This window comes from Brooklawnia cerclae, from assembly GCF_011758645.1.
GTDB lineage: Bacteria > Actinomycetota > Actinomycetes > Propionibacteriales > Propionibacteriaceae > Brooklawnia > Brooklawnia cerclae.
On sequence record NZ_JAAMOZ010000001.1, the window covers coordinates 71,303 to 91,599 of the forward strand.

At 66.0% G+C, this 20,297-nt stretch carries 16 protein-coding genes; 12 read left to right on the forward strand and 4 right to left on the reverse strand.

The features are described 5' to 3' along the window. Positions 1 to 96 precede the first annotated feature (96 nt). Genes FB473_RS00335 through FB473_RS00345 form a run of 3 tightly spaced genes read left to right on the forward strand, consistent with a single transcriptional unit; the run spans position 97 to position 3,040 of the window. On the forward strand, positions 97 to 1,458 hold the full coding sequence (locus FB473_RS00335) for an MFS transporter (RefSeq protein ID WP_167163781.1): 1,362 nt from the start codon (positions 97 to 99) through the stop codon (positions 1,456 to 1,458). A 60-nt stretch (positions 1,459 to 1,518) separates the two neighbouring features. Next, positions 1,519 to 2,277, forward strand: coding sequence for an SDR family NAD(P)-dependent oxidoreductase (locus FB473_RS00340; RefSeq protein ID WP_167163783.1), 759 nt, complete (start codon positions 1,519 to 1,521; stop codon positions 2,275 to 2,277). Next, complete coding sequence (locus tag FB473_RS00345) at positions 2,270 to 3,040, forward strand: SDR family oxidoreductase (RefSeq protein ID WP_167163785.1); 771 nt, start codon at positions 2,270 to 2,272, stop codon at positions 3,038 to 3,040. The genes FB473_RS00340 and FB473_RS00345 overlap by 8 nt, the downstream gene beginning before the upstream one ends. Before the next feature lie 45 nt (positions 3,041 to 3,085). Here the strand turns inward: FB473_RS00345 and FB473_RS00350 are convergent, their stop codons facing one another. Beyond that, positions 3,086 to 4,363 carry an NAD(P)H-dependent oxidoreductase gene (locus tag FB473_RS00350; RefSeq protein ID WP_208390376.1) on the reverse strand — a complete coding sequence of 426 codons (1,278 nt, stop codon included), beginning with the start codon at positions 4,361 to 4,363 and terminating at the stop codon, positions 3,086 to 3,088. A gap of 207 nt (positions 4,364 to 4,570) precedes the next feature. Here FB473_RS00350 and FB473_RS00355 point away from each other — a divergent pair, with 207 nt between their 5' ends. Then, entirely contained in the window at positions 4,571 to 5,611 is a 1,041-nt protein-coding gene (locus FB473_RS00355) for a substrate-binding domain-containing protein (protein WP_167163789.1), read from the forward strand. Positions 5,612 to 5,939: 328 nt separating this feature from the next. Here the strand turns inward: FB473_RS00355 and FB473_RS00360 are convergent, their stop codons facing one another. Continuing rightward, complete coding sequence (locus tag FB473_RS00360; protein WP_167163791.1) at positions 5,940 to 6,863, reverse strand: hypothetical protein; 924 nt, start codon at positions 6,861 to 6,863, stop codon at positions 5,940 to 5,942. A gap of 573 nt (positions 6,864 to 7,436) precedes the next feature. Between FB473_RS00360 and FB473_RS00365 the strand changes: the two genes are divergently transcribed. Then, positions 7,437 to 7,934 (forward strand): hypothetical protein, encoded by a 498-nt coding sequence (locus FB473_RS00365; RefSeq protein WP_167163793.1) that lies wholly within the window; start codon positions 7,437 to 7,439, stop codon positions 7,932 to 7,934. A 68-nt stretch (positions 7,935 to 8,002) separates the two neighbouring features. Here the strand turns inward: FB473_RS00365 and FB473_RS00370 are convergent, their stop codons facing one another. Both FB473_RS00370 and FB473_RS00375 read right to left on the reverse strand, forming a co-directional pair. Beyond that, the gene (locus FB473_RS00370) at positions 8,003 to 8,677 is read right to left on the reverse strand and encodes a response regulator (protein WP_167163795.1); all 675 of its coding nucleotides are present in this window, start codon (positions 8,675 to 8,677) and stop codon (positions 8,003 to 8,005) included. Next, positions 8,674 to 10,092 carry a sensor histidine kinase gene (locus tag FB473_RS00375; protein WP_167163797.1) on the reverse strand — a complete coding sequence of 473 codons (1,419 nt, stop codon included), beginning with the start codon at positions 10,090 to 10,092 and terminating at the stop codon, positions 8,674 to 8,676. Before FB473_RS00375 ends, FB473_RS00370 begins: the two co-directional genes overlap by 4 nt. Before the next feature lie 478 nt (positions 10,093 to 10,570). On the opposite strand from FB473_RS00375, the gene pstC reads away from it, so the two are divergent. The 7 genes from pstC (at position 10,571) to FB473_RS00410 (ending at position 19,752) form a co-directional block, all read left to right on the forward strand. Next, positions 10,571 to 11,698 carry a phosphate ABC transporter permease subunit PstC gene (gene pstC, locus FB473_RS00380; protein ID WP_208390377.1) on the forward strand — a complete coding sequence of 376 codons (1,128 nt, stop codon included), beginning with the start codon at positions 10,571 to 10,573 and terminating at the stop codon, positions 11,696 to 11,698. 13 nt (positions 11,699 to 11,711) lie between these two features. Next, positions 11,712 to 12,965: a phosphate ABC transporter permease PstA gene (gene pstA / locus FB473_RS00385; RefSeq protein ID WP_167163799.1), complete on the forward strand. Its 1,254-nt coding sequence runs from the start codon at positions 11,712 to 11,714 to the stop codon at positions 12,963 to 12,965. Beyond that, positions 12,958 to 13,305 carry a hypothetical protein gene (locus FB473_RS00390; RefSeq protein ID WP_167163801.1) on the forward strand — a complete coding sequence of 116 codons (348 nt, stop codon included), beginning with the start codon at positions 12,958 to 12,960 and terminating at the stop codon, positions 13,303 to 13,305. The genes pstA and FB473_RS00390 overlap by 8 nt, the downstream gene beginning before the upstream one ends. Beyond that, the gene (locus FB473_RS00395; protein WP_167163803.1) at positions 13,302 to 15,140 is read left to right on the forward strand and encodes a phosphate ABC transporter substrate-binding protein PstS; all 1,839 of its coding nucleotides are present in this window, start codon (positions 13,302 to 13,304) and stop codon (positions 15,138 to 15,140) included. The genes FB473_RS00390 and FB473_RS00395 overlap by 4 nt, the downstream gene beginning before the upstream one ends. A gap of 177 nt (positions 15,141 to 15,317) precedes the next feature. Next, complete coding sequence (locus FB473_RS00400; protein WP_167163805.1) at positions 15,318 to 15,593, forward strand: hypothetical protein; 276 nt, start codon at positions 15,318 to 15,320, stop codon at positions 15,591 to 15,593. A 53-nt stretch (positions 15,594 to 15,646) separates the two neighbouring features. Continuing rightward, complete coding sequence (locus FB473_RS00405; RefSeq protein WP_167163807.1) at positions 15,647 to 18,310, forward strand: hypothetical protein; 2,664 nt, start codon at positions 15,647 to 15,649, stop codon at positions 18,308 to 18,310. A gap of 167 nt (positions 18,311 to 18,477) precedes the next feature. Then, entirely contained in the window at positions 18,478 to 19,752 is a 1,275-nt protein-coding gene (locus tag FB473_RS00410) for a hypothetical protein (RefSeq protein ID WP_167163809.1), read from the forward strand. Positions 19,753 to 20,297: the final 545 nt, after the last annotated feature.

Here is a 20,297-nt window from a genome sequence, read left to right on the forward strand (position 1 = left end):
TGTCGAAATCACCCACCAGCACCCGCAACGGCAGGACGTCAGCCCCTGCCTGCTCTCGATCACCACCAACGGACTGCGCAACAAAGGAGTTCCTGTATGTCCACGACCGTGACGTCCGACACGTCCCAATACTCAATGAAGGACATCATCCGGGCCGCCGTATCTGGCTGGGCCGGCACCGCTCTTGAATATGTCGACTTCCAGCTGTACGGCCTCGCGGCCGCCTTGGTCTTCAACCACCTGTTCTTCCCCGGCGCGGCCCCGGGGGTGGCGGTCGTCGCCGCCATTGCGACGTATGCGACGGGGTACTTCGTCCGGCCGCTCGGCGCTCTGTTCTTCGGGAGGATGGGAGACCGCTACGGTCGCAAACACGTGCTCGTCGTCACCATCATCCTCATGGGCTCGGCGACCACGCTCATCGGCGTGCTGCCCACCTATGAGCAGATCGGCATCGCCGCGCCGATCCTGCTCGTGTGCCTGCGCCTGTTGCAGGGCTTCGGTGCGGGCGGCGAACTTTCGGGCGCGTCCGTGCTCATGTGTGAGTATTCCCCGGCCAACCGGCGCGGTCTGGTTGGCTCGCTGGTCGGCCTGGGAACGAACTCGGGCACCTTCCTGGCCTCCGGGATCTGGAGCCTGCTGATCGCGGTGCTTCCCAGCGAGGACCTGATGTCGTGGGGATGGCGCATCCCGTTCCTCGGCTCCTGCCTCATCCTGGCCTTCGCGCTGTGGGTGCGTCGCAAGCTCAAGGAGAGCCCCGTGTTCGTGCGGCTCGAGCAGGCGGGTGTGGTCGAGGGGTCTGGGGACGCTGAAGGCGAGGCCGCGACGGCCCTTCCTGGTGCCGACGAGAAGAAATCGCACTCGGGCATGCGCGCGGTCGTCATCGCGTTCCTGCTCCGGTTCGGCATGTCTGGCAACTACGGCATCATCACGGTCAGCCTCGTGGCCTACCTCGCCACCAACCTCGGGGTCGACAAGAGTGTGGGCGCCAACGCGCTGATGATCGGCTCGGTTGCTTCGTTCGCAGTGGTGCCCCTGGTCGGCACGCTCAGCGATCGAATCGGGCGCCGCCTTTCGTACATCATCTTTTCCATCGTGACGATCGTGCTCATCGTCCCGACGATGCTTCTGATCAATTCCGTGGCGATTCCCCTGGTGTTCGTGGGATTCGTGGCCATCTACACCCTCGGACCCCAGACGCTGACCGCGGTGGAACCCGCGACGCTCGCCGAGGTGTTCGGCGCGAGGAACCGGTTCACGCGCATGGCGGTGACGCGGGAGTTCGGCGGATTCGGCGTCGGTCTCGGCTCGCTGCTGGCATCCTCGCTGATCGCCTGGACCGGGCATTGGTGGGCAGTGGCCATCGAGATGCTGGTCTTCGCCCTGTGCGCACTGGGCGCCGGGATCGCGATGCGGGAGGTCGCCGGTCGCGACCTGACGGACCTCCGGGACGGAGCGTAATCCCAAACACCATCCGCCTGGCGATCGGCCGGGCGGCGACAACGGTTGAAAGGACATGACATGACAGGACGGCTCGATGGCAGGGTCGCGCTGGTAACCGGCGGTGGCGTCGGTATCGGACGGGGCATAGCGCTGGCGCTCGCGGACGAAGGGGCAACCGTAGCGGTGACCCATCGCACCCATACGCCGGACGAGGAGCTGCTCGAGCGGATCGGGCATGCCCCTGACGGATCGCCGTTGGCGTTCTCCCTGGAGGCAACGAACGAGGACGAGGTGGCGCGGACGATCCAGGCGGTCGTGGACGCGACGGGGTCGCTGGAGGTGCTCGTCAACAACGTGGGAGGGCTGATCGGCAGGTGTGACATCGGCGAGTTCGACCTCGCCATGTGGCGGGAGGTCTTCGCGGTCAACGTCGAGACCACCTTCTTGTTCACCAAGCACGCGCTGCCCCTGCTGTCCGACGGCGGGCACATCGTCAACGTGTCCTCGGTGGCCGGACGCAACGGCGGCTCCCGGGGCGTAGGGGCCTACGCCGCAGCTAAGGCGGCGCTCTTCGCCTTCACACGCGCCACCGCGAAGGAGGCCGCCCCACGCTCGATCACGGCCAACGCCGTGGCCCCCGGCCTCATCCTCGACACGCCGTTCCACGAGACGTTCACCCCAGAAGCCGACCAGCGCGCCATCATCGCGGGCATCCCGCTCGGCCGGCCGGGGTATCCCGCCGATGTTGCGGGAGCGGTGACCTGGCTCGTGTCACAGGAGTCGTCGTACGTAACCGGCACCATCATCGACGTCAACGGGGGACAGTACTTTGCCTGACAGCCAGGGCTCCGTATGGGTCATCGGCGGCAGTTCTGGGATCGGGCGGGCAGTAGCCGTCCGCCTCGCTGCTCGGGGACGACGAGTCGCCGTGTCGGGCCGCGACGGCGACCGGGTGAACGCCGTCGTGTCGGAGATCGTCGAGGACGGCGGGACGGCCACGCCCGTCGTCCTCGATGCGACGCGGCCCGAGGAGGTGTGCGAGGCAGCGGCCCGGGTCGAGGAGTGGACGGGTGGTCTGGAGACTCTCGTGCACTGCGCCGGCACAAACGTCAAGGAGCGCTGGTGGGATGACCTGTCCACCGAGGCACTCGATCGTATCGTCCACACCAACCTGTCGTCGGTGGCCTATGGCATCCTCGCCGTACTTCCGGGGATGCGCACCAGACGCGACGGCAGGGTTGTCGTCGTGTCGTCTTGGGCCGCGTGGCAATACCTGAGTCTCGCCGGGAGTGCTTACAGTGCGTCCAAAGCCGGGCTGGGGCCGCTCGTGGCGTCGGTCAACGACCAGGAGGGGCGCAACGGCATCCGGGCAACGCTCGTGTGCCCGGGTGAAGTGGCCACCCCGCTCATGCTCGATCGACCCGAGCCTCCGTCGGACGAGGACCTCGCGCGCATGCTCCAGCCCGAGGACCTTGCGGCGGCGGCGGACTACGTCGTGAGTCAGCCACCACGCGTGTGCGTCAACGAACTGGTCGTGTCGCCCGCGTGGAACAGGTTCTACGAGCGCTCCGGCGCACACGTGGGTGGGGCGCCCGACTAGGCCCCGCCCACGTGTGTCCGATGCCTGCGCCGGGGGTCGATCGCGTCAGGATCCGGCGGTGCCGCGCGCGTCCTCCCCGCCGGCCATCGCCTCGGTCTCGCGCCTGAGCTGTAGGGCAGGTTGATCCGGATCGCTGATGACCACGTCGTCCCACCGGATCTGCCGGCCCGCCGGTATGTCGTGCACCAACTCCACACCGTGCGACCACGCGATCGGCAGCAAGCCGTGTTCCACCGAGGTCCTGGCCGAGACCAACTTGCCCCATACGGTGTAGCCGCCCTCACCGTCGAGCAGTTCCCCGGCCGAGAGCGCGCGTTTCGCGGTCGCAACCACGTCCCCGTGGAAGCCTCGTGGTGCGCCGGTGGGCTGCTCCAGGATGGCTGCGTGCGCGATCGAGATCGTGAGCTCGAGGCCGACGTAGTGGCACGGACGGTACAGCGCCATGTACTGGCCGGACGCGTCCGCGTGCCACGGATACTCCCGGAAACACCCGGAGACATAGGGGTTCGTCGCCTTGACGACGACGTACACGCCTTCCTGGATGTCGAAGGGGATGGGGTCGCCCGCCGGCGTGAGGCTCGACATGACGTCCACGGTGCCTTCGTGACCCAGCACGCCGCCGGCCTCGACCGGCCGGCAGATCGAGGCGATCTGCTCGACGTTGCCGGGTGAGAACGTCAGGCCGTCGTCTGATGGGACCAGTTGCGCCGCGTTCGCCACGGCTGCCATCTCGATAGCGGCCTTCGTGCCGTCCCTGAAGGACGTGTGGAGGTACGGGTTGACCTGTCCGGAGTCTGTCAGCTCCTTGGAGAAGGGCCAGAAGTTCCAGACGTTTCCGGGGTTCATCTCGTGGTAGCCGTCCGCGAAACGCGTCCCCTTGCCGGCGCAGACGACCTGGAACCCGCACGATCGCGCCCAGTCGACCAACTCCATGATGATCGCGGGCTGATCGCCGTAGGCGAGTGAGTACACGACTCCGGCTTTCCGCGCCCTGTCCGCCAGCGCCGGCCCGACGAATGCGTCCGCCTCCACCGTGACCATGACGATGTGCTTGTGGGCGGCGATGGCACGGAGCGCGTGGTCGATGGCCGCGCTGGGCACGCCGGTGGCCTCGACGATGACGTCGATCTCCGCGCAGTCGAACAACTCGGCGGCGTTGTCGATCACGGCCACACGGTGCGTCCTGACTGCCGCCTCGACGCTGTCGACCGGCTGATCCGGCCATCCGACGAGGGTGAGCGCCGATACCGCGCGGGAGGTGTTGAGGTCGGCGATCGCGACGACCTGGATGCCGTCGATGGAATGCGCTTGAGCCAGGAACATCGTGCTGAATCTTCCGGCTCCGATGATTCCGATGCGAATCGGTTGTCCGGCGGACGCCCGAGACCCCAGCATTGCGTGAAGGTCCATTCTTTACTCCTATGGAAAGAAGGTGTAACCGTTTCCACACGCTATAACATGGCCTTTGCCCCGTCAATCCGCACACTGCGGTGGGATGGTTCCCGGGGCCAGTGGGAGGCGGGGAGCAACGTGCTGAAGGCAGCGACCATCCGCGACGTGGCGCGTGAGGCGGGAGTGTCGATCGCGGTGGTGTCGCGTGCGATCAACCCCGGTTCGGGGCCCGTCGCGCCCGAGACCCGGGATCGCGTGCTCGCCGCGATCGAGAAGCTGGACTACCGGCCGCGCGCAGCCGCCCGCGAACTCCAGGCGGGTGCCACGACGACCATCGCCCTGATGGTTCCCGACCTGATCAACCCGTTCTTCTCCGGGATCGCCGACGCGATCGTGTACGAGGCCCGGAGCCGTGGCGTCCACGTCATGGTGCTGACCACTCAGGAGGACCCGCACCTCGAGGCCGAACTGGTGCAGACGCTTCGCACCCGTTCCGTGGGCGCCCTGATCGTCGCCCCCACCGACAGCGGTACGAATCCTTTCGGACGCCTGGTGGACCTCGGCATCCATGTGATCTGCGTCGATCGTGAGCTCGACGACTCCGCCGGCATCGACGTGGTGACCATCGACAACGAGAACTCAGCACGCACCGCGACCCAGCACCTCCTGCAACTCGGGCACGAGCGCATCGCGATCATCACCGGGCCGCAGCATTCCTCCTCGGCACGCTCGCGGCTGGTGGGGTTCCGCGGCGCCATGGCGGACGCGGGAGTCGAGGTCGACGAGCAACTCGTGCGTCCGATCGCCTATCGCGGGACGCTCGGCAGCGACGCGGTGGGTTCGCTTCTTGCGTTGCCGCACCCGCCCACGGCCCTGATCGTCGCCAACGGTGCGCAGGCCTTCAACTCGGTCAGGCGGGTGAGGCAGTCCGGCATCGGCGTCCCCGACGACCTCAGCCTCGTCGTGTTCGACGACAACCCCTGGACGGATGTGTTCTCGCCTGCTCTCACGGTGATCCGCCAACCCGTGAAGATGATGGCGATGCACAGCACGCAGATCGCCGTGTCCCGGCTGCAGGGCGACCGCCCGCCGGCACCGGTCCGGATCGAGCTGAGGGCCGAGTTGGTCCATCGGTCGAGTTGCCGGCCGCTGCGGGAGCCCCCCGTGGGCGGCGACTAGGGAAACGCTGATCAACGATCCCTGAGCCTGTCGAAGGGTCGTGGAACTGCCATCCGGCAACGGGCTTCGACAGGCTCAGCCAGCGTTGCTCACATTGATCAGTGATTTCCCAGTCGATCGATGCCTTGCCGGTTCCGCGTCGTCCCGGTTGGTTCCGTGTCCCGGCTGAGCTGATGCTCCCTCGGCTGGTACGGCTCTCGCCGGTGGGCTCGGCCGCTTCCGGCGGGCGCCGCGTCGTTCGCGCGGGTCTCCGGAACTCCCGCGGGTCGTATAGCGCCCGCGTGAAGTTACGCGGCCCGCGTGAACTCGCTCGTGGTGAGTGCAGCGGTCATGTGCGCTCAAGATGCCTGGCGTTTGGCCTGCTCAGTAGGAAATTTCTGAGGTTACGGGCGAAAGCCGGACCGTCCCCCACGTCGTTCTGCGTCCAGCGCAGCACCCACCAGCCCCGCATCCGGAAACCGTTCTCCCGGCGCTTCTCGTGCATGATGACATCTGCCGCGCTGGAGCCTGCGGGAACCAGATCGGAGTACTTCACCCGCCCGTCGAACTCGCCCAGCACCCCGTATTCGGGCCAGCCGAAGTCGCTTCGTCCCAAGAGCTTGCCGTCGTCGTCCCTGACCTCGAACTGCAGTACTGGTTTCGGAACCTTCCCCAGGATCATCCAGTAACGGCATATCGACTCTCCGGGGCTCTCCGACCGGGGATCGGCGTTTGCCAATGCCCAGCGGACGACCCCGGCCCCCCGTCGTCTGCGCGTGGTGGTCACCTCGGCGCGAAGGGCGCTTTCCTCCCCGAGCGCTCGCCAGCCCGCGTCCATCACGCCGAGGGCTTCGTCGCGGCGGCACAGGCCGCACAGGTCGATCACGGTGCGGGGCAACGACGTCAATCGATATCCATCGACGTGAGTGGCGTCGTCCGGCCCGAGCGGAGGCGCATGCGTGACGACGTTGGCGCTCGCCCATCCACCCGACACCGCGTCTTTGGTCACATGCACGCGATCGAGCAGGCGGTAGGGCACCGGCAGGCCCCACAGCAGTGCGGCCGACGCATGGCTGAGTACAGGATCGCCTCCGAGCAGCGGCAGCGTCGTGTCAAGGAGGACGCGGTGTCGTTCATGCGGACGATCGGGCAGCGGGCCGTCGATGTAGCCGTCCCGGCGTGCTCGGGTGAGTTCGCCGTTGTGCTGCATCGATCGGATATCGGCGGCGGTGTAGCCGCTTTCGCGCAGATCTCGGTATCGAGTGGTGTTCATACTCCTGGTTGTTGGTGTCACGGCGGTGCGCGGATCATATTGGCGCAGCTTGGGGAAAACTCTGCTCTCCGTCGGTTCACCTGCCGCGGGTTCCGGCGGGTGCCGTGTGATTCGCGCGGGTGTCGTGTGCTCCCGCGGGTCGTATAGCGCCCGCGTGAAGTTGTGCGGCCCGCGTGAGTTCAGGCGGCCCGCCTGAACGGGCCGCGCCCCGGAGTTCGTCCGGGGAATGCTGACCGGGGCATGTTGTAGGTTGCGGAGATCGGCTTGTCCGAGGTTCGTGGTGCGTTCTCGGCCGGACGACGGCGAGGCGATCGATGGCTGCTCCAGCGCGCTCGTGTCGCACCAGGCCGCCCCCATCCTTTTGGCGGGACTCTGTCAGTGGCCCAGGTCACGAAATGCGGAAGTAGGACGGCGGTCGCTGGTTCCGCCCCGAGCCGGGTGGCTCCGCCAAATGGCAGGGGTCGCGCGGAGACCGGCATCGGGGGACGGTGTTTTTGTTGTGAGATGCAGGTGTCAGCATCACTGCCGAGGGGCTTCTTCGGGTCGTGGTGACACGGCGTCGAGGAGTTGACGGTGAGCGAAGATCTGGGCGGTACTGCGATCGAACCACTGCGCCGTCCTCGGCTGGTGCTGTTCTCCGCGCGTGATCGTCTCTACGCTTCGCGCACGGAGCGCCGCCGCCTGCTGCTGGCGATGCGTCCCGCGGACCCGACCGAACTGGGGCTTGCGGAGCACGCGCAGGATCAACGCGTGGTGGGTGGCGCGTACTGGGAATACCTACGTGATGACGACACGTCCTTGTTCATGCGTGCGCACGACCTGGCGAGCAAACCCGACGCCCGCGAAGACGCCCGAGCCGTCTACATGCAGGCCGACGAGATGCGGCTCGTGTACGTACGCGACCCCGCGACATATCGGTGGGGATGGTGGTTGGTGCTGGGCGCGGAAGTGATGCTGGTGGCCGGCCGCATGTGGCTGCCGGGGCAGCGCAAACAGGTCGTTCAAAACGCGCGGAAGGCGATCGCGGCGTTAGGATCCTGGCCTGGCTGGGGCACGTATTACACACTGTGAGCGTCCGTGCCGATCGTCCGGGGTTGTTCGTGTCTGTCGTAGGTTCACGCCGGGGGTCTCTGCCCCCGTCACTGTGAGGGGTTGAGCCCGCGTTGGACGGCCCAGAGCACCAGTTGGGTGCGGTCGCTGGCGCCGGTCTTGTCGAGCATGTTGCTGATGTGCCACTTCACGGTGTTCTCGCCGAGGCTGAGGCGGCTCGCGATCTGTTTGTTGCTCAGCCCGTCGGCCAGTGCGGTGATGACCTCGAGCTCCCGGTCGGTGAGCACCGAGGTGAGCCGCTGGTCTTCGCCGGCCCGTGTCCGTTGCCCACTGCGACTCGCCTCGCGCGCGAAATCGGCTTGCAGACGCGCCCGCACGGCGGGGGATTGCAGCGCGTTCGCGTTGACGGCCGAGCGGACCGCAGCGGCGATATCCCCGGGATTTTTCTTGAGCAGAAATCCGACAGCCCCGCGCTCGAACGCACCGTAGAGGTATTCGTCGAAGTTGAACGTGGTGAACACGATGATCGGGACGGGTTTCTCGACGCCGATTCCCGCGAGCGCCTCGATGGCGTCCAGCCCGTCGCCGTCGGGCATCCTCAGGTCCATGAGCACCACGTCGGGGTGTAGCTGACGGGCGAGGCGCACCGCGTCGACGCCGTTCCCGGCCTCGCCGATCACCTCGATGTCATCCGTGGTCTCGAGTACCAGTCGCAGGCTGGCCCGGACGGCCGCCGCGTCGTCGACGATGAGGGTGGTGATCATGCGAATACTCCCTTCTTGCCGGTCGTTCGGGCTTGGGGGACATCAGGAGGGGTGACGGGGGAGTGCTTGTGAGGGGCCGACGGGTCACTGTCCCGAACAGTGGTCGGTCGCAGGTGCTGGTCGCGGACGACGGGATGCGGCAGCAGCGCGTTGACGCTCCAGCCTCCGTTGCGCAAATGGCCGGTGCGCAGGCTGCCGCCCACGGCCACAAGCCTGTCGCGCATGCCGGGTAGCCCGTACCCGAGGCTGGGCCCGCGTCGTGTGGTGCCGGGGCCGTTGAGCGATGAGCCACCTCCGCTGTTCTCGACGCGCAGCAGCACGCTGGATCCGTCATCGCTGACGGTGATCGTGATCGCGGCGCCCGAAGCGTGTTTGCGCGCGTTGTTGAGAGCCTCCTGGATCACTCGATATGCAATGTGGCTACGGAATACTCCGAGGCGTTCGTCGATCGTGTCAAGGTCGGTGTCAGTGTCGAGAGTGACAGGCACATGTGCGGTGGCGCGGTGCTCGGCGGCGAGGGCCTCGATCTCGGCGATGCTGCGTTGATCGGCTTGCCGCTCGCCTCTGTAGTGGGTGGCGACCGTGCGATCTTCCTGGTACATGCCGGTGACCACCCGCTGCAATCCGTCGTAGAGGCGTTCGCCCTCATTGCGGATCTGCGCGATCAACTTGGCCTGGGGCAGCGGCAACGTGGTGGCTTGGGCGGCGATGATCAGCGCCAGCATCGCGGCCAGGTGGGCCGAGGTGGTGTCGTGGATCTCCTGTGCGATGGTCCGACGCTCGGCGGCGATGGCCTCGGCGGTGCGCGCGGACTCACCGCCGATGATGTGGTGGGCGAGTTCGGCGATTCGCTCGGAGCGGTCGCGCATCTGCCCGTACCAGACTCCGAGGAGAGCGGGCATCCCGACGGTCACCACCGCGATCAGCACCGCTTGGACGATCAGCGCGGGACTCGTCCACACCGCTTTGCCGATCGGCCCGTACATTGCCTCGGCAGCAAGCATCGCGGCCGCGGTGCAGGGGACGCCGCCGAGGCTCAGGGCCAGCCGTAGTGGCCCGGCGCATTCGGTGGCGAAGGTGAACACGGCGAACATGACACCTGGTTGCACGGCGAGCGGGTCGTTGCCACCCACGAGGATGGCCGATTGCCACATGACCAGGGACGCGATCATCGTGCCGACCACCTGTTTGCGCATCCAGGCGAGCTGCATGGCCTGCATTCCCATGAGGCCCGACACGGTGACCAGGCGCCACGCATTGGTCTGCTGCTCGGTATCCGGCGCCAGTTGCATGACAAGTATGAGGCCGGCCACGTAGCAACCGATGTTCGCGGCGAACGCGACGGGCACGTTGGTTCGTCCGACCCAGCGGGTGAAGCGGGGCAGGGGTTCGTCGGTCGACAATTCGAGTGGCAACCCGCTCCTCCTTCCGGAGTGCTTTCAGGCTCAGGTTGTCTGTGGACGTCCTCCGCCCCCGGATCGATCGTCCTCCATTCATTCCAGATTCTGCCACCTGACCCCGGCGTCTCGAGAGGCCAGGCGTGTAGCATCGGGGGCACCATGGGTCGACGACGACCGATGAGTGCCCTCACGGGCTCCCGGTTCTCGCCGATTCCCCATTCTTTCGGGTGGTCTTTGTCGACGCTCGGCAGGCGCCTGGCTATCTGGTCGCCGCTGGACACGCGCCGGTCACTGGGGTCCGTCATCCTTTGTTCAATTACATGTCTCCTTGTGTCTGCCGAGTTGTGGAACCGGTGGCGGTTGTAGTCCGTCAAGACCGGGTGTGAGCATGATCGCGTCGTGCAGTACCCGAGAGCGCGTCTCCCGGGGCCCGCGTACTGCGGTCGTCCCGGTCGCGTGCAGTCGATCTGGAATCCGGAGGCTATGTGCGCCCATGCTGACTCCTGAAGGGCCGAACCCCGCCGACGATGGGGAGGCTCCGACCTCTCCGGCTTCGGCGCGCGATGCCGCGCTGGACCAACTCGATCGGGAACGGAGATCCATGCGCGAGTTGGGGCTGGACCCCTCGCCCGCGCCTCGTGCGGCACGGGTCGACCCGAGCCGGGCGATCGCGAGCAGCGCCGGTATAGGCGATCGAATATTCAAGGTCACCGCGCACGGCGGCGGGGTACTGGTGCTGCTGATCATGTCGTTGGTCGGCCTGTTCCTGCTGTGGCGAGGTTTCCGTGCGATCGATGTCGCTGGCTGGTCGTTCCTCACCACTCAGGATTGGGAGCCCAACAGCGGTCACTTCGGTGTCGCGGCGGTGTTGTTCGGGACGATCACGATCGCGCTGATCGCGATCCTCGTCGCCCTTCCGCTCGCATTGGGCGTCGCCACCTACATCTCGGAATACGCCCCCGAGGGTATGAAGCGCTTGTTCACCAACATCATCGATCTGATGGCGGCCATTCCTTCGGTTGTCTACGGCCTATGGGGGATGTTCTGGCTCGAGAACAGGCTGCTGCCGGTGGCGCAGTGGATAAGTACCTGGTTCGGCTGGATTCCCATCTTCTCGGTGACCGCGTTCGATCCGGACAACCCGTTGGCCACCCCGACGGTGTTCACCGCGTCGGCCACGCTGGCAGGCCTGGTGGTGGCCATGATGGTCGCCCCGATCGCTGCCTCGATCATGCGTGAGGTGTTCGCGCAGGCTCCCACGGGCGAGCGGGAGGGCGCGCTGGCGCTGGGGTCGACGAAGTGGGGAATGATCACCTCGGTGGTGTACCCGTTCGGTGTCGGCGGCATCATCGGCGGGACGATGCTCGGCCTGGGCCGAGCGCTGGGCGAGACGATCGCCGTCTATCTGGTGATCAGCCCGATCTTCGTCATCAACCCACATCTGCTGTCGACGGGCACGAACAGCATTTCCTCGTTGATCGCGCTGCGCTACGGCGAGGCGAGCGACTTCGAGCTGTCGGGCCTGATGGCCGCGGGTCTGGTCCTGTTCCTGATCACGATGGCCGTGAACTTCGTAGCCGGCTTCATCGTCAACCGATCCCGTTCCGGGGCATCGAGCTAGGAGGAAGATCGCGATGGCGATCTCTGTGGTGAATCCGCCTGTTGTGCGCACGCATGTGCCGGGTCGGGAGAAGGGGCCGGATGGCTCCATGCAGACCGCCCAGCGGGGGATAGAGCAGCGGCGCAATCTGGGGAAGATACGTCGCGAGGACGTGTTCCGGCTGGTCGGTGCCGTGGCGGGGGCGATCGGCATGACGAGTTGGCTGTTCACTCAGGTGACCCCGTTCCACGGCGGGTTGCCGTTCGTGCTGATCGCCTATGTGCTGTTTCTGGGGATGTTCGTCGTGCTGATCAGCTTCGACGACGACCGGGTGACGATCAAGGACCGTGTGATGGCGGTGATCATCCACTCGGCGGCTGTGGTGCTCCTGTTGGCCTTGGTGGTCGTGGTGGTGTTCACGCTGGGCCGGGGCTCGGAGGCTTTCCTGCACTGGAACTTCTGGGTGCAGGACCTGGCATTAGCAGGCCCGCTCGATCCGTTGACCGTGGGCGGCATGGCGCACGCGGCGCTGGGCACCCTGTACATGATCTCGATCTCGCTGGCGATCTCGATTCCGCTGGCGCTGCTGACGGCCGTGTGCATGTCGGAGTTCCCGTCGCCGTTCACCCGGATGGTGCGGACGGTGACCGAGGCGATGACGGCCCTGCCCTCGATCGTGTGCGGCCTGTTCATCTATGCCACGTACATCCTGCTGCTCGGCTTCGACAAGTCGGGGTTCGCCGCGAGTCTGGCGGTGACGATCATGATCCTGCCGATCATCACTCGTTCGGCCGATGTGGTGTTGCGCCTGGTGCCGCAGACCCTGAAGGAGGCCGCCCTGGCCACCGGCGCCAGCCGTTGGCGAACCGTGTGGCATGTGGTGCTCCCCACCTCCCGGTCTGGCCTGATGACCGCGATCGTGTTGGGGACCGCCCGTGGTATCGGCGAGACCAGCCCGGTGCTCTTGACTGCCGGTTACACGACGTTCTTCAACCTCAACCCGTTCAGCGGCCCCATGGTGTCGCTGCCGTTCGCCACGTTCACCTTGGTGAAGAGCCCCGAGCCCACTCAGATCGCTCGTGGTTTCGGTGCCGCGGCGGTGCTCATGGTGCTCGTTTTCCTGCTGTTCATGATCGGACGCATCATCGGCGGCAACGGCGCAGGGGTTTTGACGCCCCGTCAGCTCGCTCGCACGCGACACGCCAGCCGTCGCGACCTGGCACGGCTCGAAGGACGCTTCGGCGCGCCCTCATCGGCTCGCCAGGGGGCGGAGGTCAATCGTGTATGAGGTTCAAAACGCCGATGTGGCTAGGAGAAACTCTTTGTTCACCCATTGGTTGCCATTGAAGGGCTGTGAATTTTCCTTGTCTGTCCCTAGCGTCAGTTATGCAAGTTTGCTGGATCTGAATCGCGTGAACGACAACCCCCAAGCATTCGACACGTCGAGCGGTACACCCCCCGAAGACCACCAGTACAACGATGAGCAAGACCGGGTCTCTGTGACGAGCCGGTCGAAGGGAGCCGATCCCGAGAAGTCGGCATATTACGACGACAAGCTCGCCGAAATTCTTGACGAGAGATTCGCCCCCGCTGTCGCTGATGACTCCCCCCAGGAGAACAAACGATGATCGTCATCGCCCGTCTTCTTCACGTCGGTTCGCGCCGCGCTGCCCGCGTGGGCCTGCGCCGCACCCTTGTGATGCTGCTCAGCCTGGCGATGGTCGTGGCGGGAATGTTCGGGGGCGGATCGCAAGCCATGGCTGAGGGTGCGTTCCACTCGCCGATCACCGGTTCCGGGTCCACCTGGTCGGCCAACGCTTTGCAGGCGTGGATCCGCAATGTGTGGGCGAACTACCAGTGGAAAATCACCTACAGCGAGTCGGGTTCGACGCAAGGCCGCAACGACTTCGCGAACGGCACCGCCGACTTCGGTGTCTCCGAGATTCCCTACGCCATCTCGAACTCCAACGAGGGCGATTCCCGCCCGGCCCGCGGCTTCGCCTACATGCCGATCGTGGCCGGCGGCACGAGCTTCATGTACAACCTTCAGATCGGTGGCAAGCAGGTGACCAACCTGAGGCTGTCGGGCGAGACGATCGCGAAGATCTTCACCGGGGTGATCACGGTGTGGAACGATCCGGCGATCCAGGCGGACAACCCGCAGCTGGCCCTGCCGGCCACTCCGATCGTGCCGGTGGTGCGCTCCGACGGCTCGGGAACCAGTGCCCAGTTCACGCTGTGGATGCGCCAGGAGCAGACCTCGCTGTGGAACGACTACTGCAACAAGGTGGGCCGCCCGCTCATCAACGGGGCGTGCGGCGTCACCTCGAACTACCCAGTGGTGGCGGGCAGCGGGTTCGTCTCGCGGGCGGGCGCCAACGGTGTGGCGGGATATGTGGCTCAGTCGCATGCAGTGGGCTCGATCACCTTCGTGGAGTACTCGTACGCCCTGAACTCGAAGTTCCCGGTGGTGAAAATGCTGAACAATGCCGGCTACTACGTCGAGCCGACGGCCGCCAACGTGGCGGTGGCGTTGTTGCAAGCCCATATCAACGAGGACGAGTCGAGCCCCGACTACCTCACCCAGGACCTGCACGACGTGTATGGCGACACGGATGCGCGCACCTACCCCCTGTCGAGCTATTCGTACATCATCCTGCCCACAACGCTGGGCTACAACTTCACCGAGGAGAAGGGCCTGACGCTCGCGGACTTCGGAGCCTACTTCTTGTGCGAAGGCCAGCAACAGGCCGAGTCGCTGGGCTACAGCCCCCTGCCGATCAACCTGGTGCAGGGCGGTCAGAAGCAGATCCAGAAGATCAAGGGCGGAAACCCCACCATCAAGGGCATCGGCGACTGCAACAACCCGACATTCACCACCGACGGCACGAACCGGCTCGCCAACGAGGCGCCGTACCCCGCCGACTGCGACAAGCAGGGTCCCATCCAGTGCTCCAAGGGCACCGGCGGCGCCAAGGACACCGAGACCGACACGACCCGGGATACCGACACCAGCAGTGGTGGTGACGGCGGCGACAGGACGGGCGGGAATGGCACCAACGGGAATGGCACCAACGGCGACAACACGTCGGACAACCCGGACGCGGCCACTGATGCCGTCAGCGACGGGTCGACCGGCAGTGGCTTGAACAACCAGAACGGCGCGGCCGCCGTGGTGGCCGGGAGCCCGCAGTCCGTCCCTGTCGCCTGGACGAATCCCTTCCTGGTGCTGGCCATGATCGCGGTCGGCGCGATGGGTGTGGGCTTGGCGGTGCTTCCGCCCCTGGTGGTCGCCCGGCGCCGCCGTGGTGCGCCGGCCGTTGACCTCTCGGTTGATCTCTCGGTCTTGCCACCACCTGCCCCGCCGGCCCCGCCCGCTTCTTCACCGGTTTCCAGTTCGACCGCGCCGGCTTCTCCCCGGAACGGTCAAGTCATCCCGTTCGCGAGGAGGTACCAGGCATGAGCCTCGTGTCGCGCATCCTGCGTGCCCGGTGGGCCGGGATCCTCCGTCCCTGGAACGCCCCCCACATGGGCCGGAATGGCGTTCTCCCATGCTCCGTGGGCGAGGGATTCACCTCGCTCCCGGTCGCTCTCGCCGCCCGGCGCGGCGAACAGACCAATCCCCCAGGAGGCGCACCCCATGGAACGGCAGAAGGATCGACGGCGACGCGAGCGCGAGCAGCAGAAGAGGCGTCAGCAGAAGCTCTTGCGCAGGAAACACAGGGATCAAGGCCCGAAGAAGGGTTCCGCGCAGGCCAAGGAGATCGCGCTGGCCAAACGACAGGCGAAGCTCATGAGGGTCGAGGAACAGACCTCTCTTCCCTCTCTTCCGGCTCGTCTTCTGCCGTCGCTCGGGAGTTTCCGTTTGCCGGAGTTGCGCGGCCGAAACGCCTTCGGCCCCGCGCCGGAGCGCTGATCGCGGCCCTGGCACTGGTCGCTGCGTTCGGGAGTACCGGCCTCTCACCGGTGATGGCCAGCGCCGACGAGACGGACTCGGGCTCGTCGCTGACGGTGAAGTGGCTGAACGACGATTCGACCGCCGCCAGCCTGCAGCCGGAGCGCGAGACGACGTGGCTGAGCGAGGAAAAGGGACTGTCGCGGAACCCGCACTACGACGACTTCAAGAACCTGCAGGTCACGGTCAGCCAGACCGAGGACCTGACCGACCAGACGATCACCATCGACGTGACGGGCATGCCGGGAGGCAGCGTATCCGGACACTCGGGCATGCCGGGGATCAGCTCGTCCACCGGCTACCCGTCGTACGTGCAGAACTACCTGCAGGTGATGCAGTGCTGGGGCGACCCGACGGACGACGATTTCGAGGAGACCTGCCAGTGGGGCGGGCTTGTGTTGGGCAGTAGTAGTTCGCAGGCGCTCGTCGCCCAGACGGTGGTGTACACCGATGGGGGCGCTCGCGACGGGTCTGTCCCGTTCCGCACGGTGCAAGACAAGGAGTACTGGTCAAACGAGTACCTCGCCCCCGACGGTGCCTCGCTGTTGGGCAATCTGCTCAGCCCCTCGACGACCAACGACGTGCTGGCCTGGCCGGTGAAGGCCGACGGCACGACGGCGGTGCACTTCGCTCTGCAGAGCAGCACCTCGGCGCCGTGGCTGGGCTGCGGCGCCGACGACGACGGGAGTCCGCGCTCCTGCTCGATCGTGATCGTGCCCCGAGGCACGATCTACGGTAAGTCGAGTTCGCACTACGGCGCCTCCTACGGCCAAGCCGGGGCGCAGTGGGGCGGGCCGCTGGACACCGACGCGGACTACTGGGACAACCGGATCGTGATCCCGCTCGACTTCCAGTCCCCAACCACCGCCTGCGACGCTGCCGGCACGACGCACACCGTCGGCGGCTCGCAGCTGATGATCCAGGCGATGCAATCGTGGCAGCGCGGCATTTGCACCGACGAGGGCCAGGGCTACAGCTACAGCACCGCCTCCGACTCACGGGCCCGCAGCAACCTGCTACAGGGCATCTACGATTTCGGCCTCACCTCGCGCGCGATCAAACGCGAAGAGCTGGACGAGACGGACTACGACGCCTACGACAACGCCGAGGTGGCCTATGCCCCGCTGGCGATCTCCGGTATCACGATCGGCTTCAACATCATCGGCACGAAAGGCGTGCAGAACGATATCAAGCTCACACCGCGGCTCCTCGCGAAGCTTTTGACGCAGTCATACACGTCCGCGGTGCCGTCCTACACGTCCAACTTCCACTACGAGCACCTGTCGTCCAAGAATCCGAGCACCCTTCTGAACGATCCCGAGTTCAAGGCGCTGAACCCCGATATCAGCGTTAGCCCGTATCCCTACGGCCTGGCCGACATGATCATCATGGGCCCCTCGGGCTCCGACGGCATCCGCCTGCTGTGGCAGTACCTGCAGTCTGACGACAAGGCCCGGGCCTTCCTGGAGGGGAAGACCGACAACGTGCTGGCCGGTGACGAGGGAAACTCTGGCATGACGATCAACCCCTACTACCTGCCCAAGGGCGATCCGAACGCGAAGGTACCGGAGACCGAAGAGGTGGTCACGACCGAAGGGGCACAGACGGTCAGCACCATCCAGCTGGTGACTGACGCGAGCGGCAACACGGTGTACCGCGAGGTCGGGCTCACCGACTCCGACGGTAACCCGCTGAACCTTGCCACAGGCGTAATCGATACTTTCCCGCAGGCCGACGAGACCGAAGTTCCGTGGAGGATCGTAACCGCGGGTGGGCTGGCGACCGCCGTGCGCTCGCGAACGGACACCACGGCCTACAACCCCTACGGCGAGACCTTCTCCGACGTCGCGAGCCGGGTGGCCAAGGCCGACACGAAGCGGGCGACGTGGGACCCCACCGCCATGAACAGCGCACAGGAGGCTGGCGTGTGGAAAACCAGCGACAGCGTGCAATTCCCGCCCAGGATCGGGGTGCTGGGCACTACCGACACGGCCTCGGCCGAGAAGAACGCGCTAGCCACGGCGCAGCTGCAGCTGCCCAACCAAGAGGGCGTTTTCGTCTCGCCCACCGAGGGCACGATGACCGCGGCGCTGTCGGCGCAGACCGCACAGGATGACACGTCGGGCACCATTTGGGCCGACTTCTCGAAGCTCTCCAGCGACTCCTACCCGCTCACACTGGTGACCTACGGGGCGCTGGACCTGCCTGAGGTGAGCGCCGAGGACCGGGAGTCCTACGCCGACCTGATCGAGTTCGCGGTCACCACGGGGCAGGCGTCCGGAACCCGCCCTGGCCAGCTGCCATGGGGCTACGCGCCACTGACCGATGAGCTGGTGGCTCAGGCCCTGGCCGCGGCCGAGCGCATCCGCAACTGGCTGCCCTCCACGGGTGATGGCGACACGGGTAGTGGCGGCACGACCTCGGATGGTGACCAGAGTTCCTCGACGGGCGACGGGTCGGCTGGCACTCAGGCCACGAACCCTGCGACATCGGCGGACGACTCCACGCCGAGCTCCAACGCCTCGCAGTCGACCACCGAATACAGCCAGGCCGCCACTACCGAGCGCGGCTCGACCGCCGCGTTCATCGGCGCCGCCGCGCTCGGCGCCATGCTCCTGGTGGGCAGCGTCGGCGCGGCGGTGGCGCCCCTCCTCCTGCGGCGCAGGAGCGACAAATGAACAACACAAAGGTTTCTTCCCCCGGCACCCGCCGGACAAGGGAAGGAAACGGCCCGGCGTAGTCCCCTGGGAAAGGTCACACCGGGCCGCATGGAGCCTCCCACCTGGGTGGCTCCTGATACAACCAGAAGAGGATAACTGGCAAAATGAAAACAATCAAAAGAGTCGTGATCGGTGCCCTCGCGGGCATTCTCACGACCGGGCTCGCGCTGACTGGCTTCAGCAGCCAGGCCTCCGCCGATCCGGCCTCGACGAGCACCTATGGTCAGCTCGTTGCGGTCGGCAGCGATACGCTGCAGGACTTCGGCAACGGCCTCAGCACCGCGCTCGGCAACGTCAGCGGCACCAGCACGCTCAAGCTGGCGTCCTACGACGCGACCGGCAGCTCCACGATCCAGACCCGTTCCGGTGGCGTGTCGTTCACCCGGCCGAACGGCTCGGGCGACGGTGTCAAGGCGCTGAGCGCCTCGGCACAGGGCACCATCTGGGGCGGCGCGAACCTCTCCGGTCAGGTTGACATCGCTCGCTCCTCGAGCAAGTACACGACCTCTACGGTAAGCGCGCTGGCCTACGTGCCGGTCGGTGTGGACGCCGTCACCTACGCGACCTCGTCCGACTCGGCCATTCCGAGTGGGATCTTGGAAGGTGACGTCTCCCAGGATGGCGTTGGAACGTGGGATTCTGAGACGGGGACGGTCCACCCTGCGGATCTGACTCTGCGGAACATCTTCCAGGGTAACGGCTATCTGGAGGGCACGATCAGCAGCGTCACCTACAAGTTCTACTCCGGCGCGGGCAACCCTGCTGACGGTTCGGGCTACACGAAGCTGAACGTCTACGTGCCACAGTCCGGCTCGGGCACCCGCTCGTTCTGGGCGAGCACCCTTGGCTTCAGCAACAGCAGTCTGCCGGCTGGAGTGAGTGACACATTCGGGCTGTACAACCCCGACACCGAGGTCACCACAACGACCGATGTGCAGGAGCACAACGGGCTTGTGGTGACTAAGCCGGAGGCTGCGACGGAAACCGAGCAGGCCGAGCAGGGCAACCAGAACTGGGAGACGGCGATTGTGCCGTTCTCGATCGCGCAGTACGTCGCGCAGACCAACGCGGCAGAGGGCACCCTTTCCGGTGTGACTGATCGTCGTCACGGCGCAGAGTTGAACTCGGTCGGTAATGTAGCTCCGACTAGCGGCGGGGCGCTGAACTCGAGCTTCCCGATCAAGCGGGACGTCTACTTCGTGGCCACCACCGCGCGTCTGACCAACCCGACCACGGATGCGGACAGGCTGCTGGCCAAGTTCTTGATCAACAGCGGCACTGCGGACATCCCGTGGATCGGCAGCACCGCGCTGCAGAGCACGATCACCAACTACGGCTTCGGCACTGGCACCGCTGACACGCTTGGTGCAATCGCAGGCTACAACTCCTACCAGTCCTGAGCCATCGAATCTAGATCTCGTTTGAGACCTAGATGAAGAACGTGGTTCCGGGGCGTTGCCGGTTCAACGCCCCGGAACCACCCGGGATCGTCATCTACGGCCCGGATATTGAACCCAGAAGCGCTTCGGACCAGAAGTGTAGAGCCGGTCGTTAAGCAGCAAGGTCCCGGGGGCGGAGACGTCGTTCCCCAGGGCCGTTGCCAGCAGACCGAGAAAGGTACTTAGTGATGACTATCAACCGATCCCAGGCCTCTCGTCGGTTGCGGGCCTGTTTCGTGGCGGCCGCCGTCGGTGCCCTTGCGGCTACAATGTTCAACACTGTTTCTGCCCACGCCGCTATAGGTGACTCCACCGACTCCAACTACCTTGGGGAGTTGACGGTCACCCCGACGAGCGGCAACTCGACCGACACCCCGCCGTTCACGCAGCTCTCAGCCCAGCGGGCCGACGGTACCGGCTGTCCTGATGGCTACAGGACGTGGTCGCGTGTGGTCTTGTTGAATCCGGCGACCGGCTCGTTCAACAGCATCGCAACCATCCGTTCC

Bases quoted from the DNA above. Each gene is read 5' to 3' on its own strand.
- FB473_RS00335 (WP_167163781.1), top strand. From the start codon at position 97: ATGTCCACGACCGTGACGTCCGACACGTCCCAATACTCAATGAAGGAC.
- pstA (WP_167163799.1), top strand. From the start codon at position 11,712: ATGGCGATCTCTGTGGTGAATCCGCCTGTTGTGCGCACGCATGTGCCG.
- FB473_RS00350 (WP_208390376.1), bottom strand. From the start codon at position 4,363: ATGTTCCTGGCTCAAGCGCATTCCATCGACGGCATCCAGGTCGTCGCG.
- pstC (WP_208390377.1), top strand. From the start codon at position 10,571: ATGCTGACTCCTGAAGGGCCGAACCCCGCCGACGATGGGGAGGCTCCG.
- FB473_RS00405 (WP_167163807.1), top strand. From the start codon at position 15,647: ATGGCCAGCGCCGACGAGACGGACTCGGGCTCGTCGCTGACGGTGAAG.
- FB473_RS00360 (WP_167163791.1), bottom strand. From the start codon at position 6,863: ATGAACACCACTCGATACCGAGATCTGCGCGAAAGCGGCTACACCGCC.
- FB473_RS00370 (WP_167163795.1), bottom strand. From the start codon at position 8,677: ATGATCACCACCCTCATCGTCGACGACGCGGCGGCCGTCCGGGCCAGC.
- FB473_RS00340 (WP_167163783.1), top strand. From the start codon at position 1,519: ATGACAGGACGGCTCGATGGCAGGGTCGCGCTGGTAACCGGCGGTGGC.
- FB473_RS00400 (WP_167163805.1), top strand. From the start codon at position 15,318: ATGGAACGGCAGAAGGATCGACGGCGACGCGAGCGCGAGCAGCAGAAG.
- FB473_RS00395 (WP_167163803.1), top strand. From the start codon at position 13,302: ATGATCGTCATCGCCCGTCTTCTTCACGTCGGTTCGCGCCGCGCTGCC.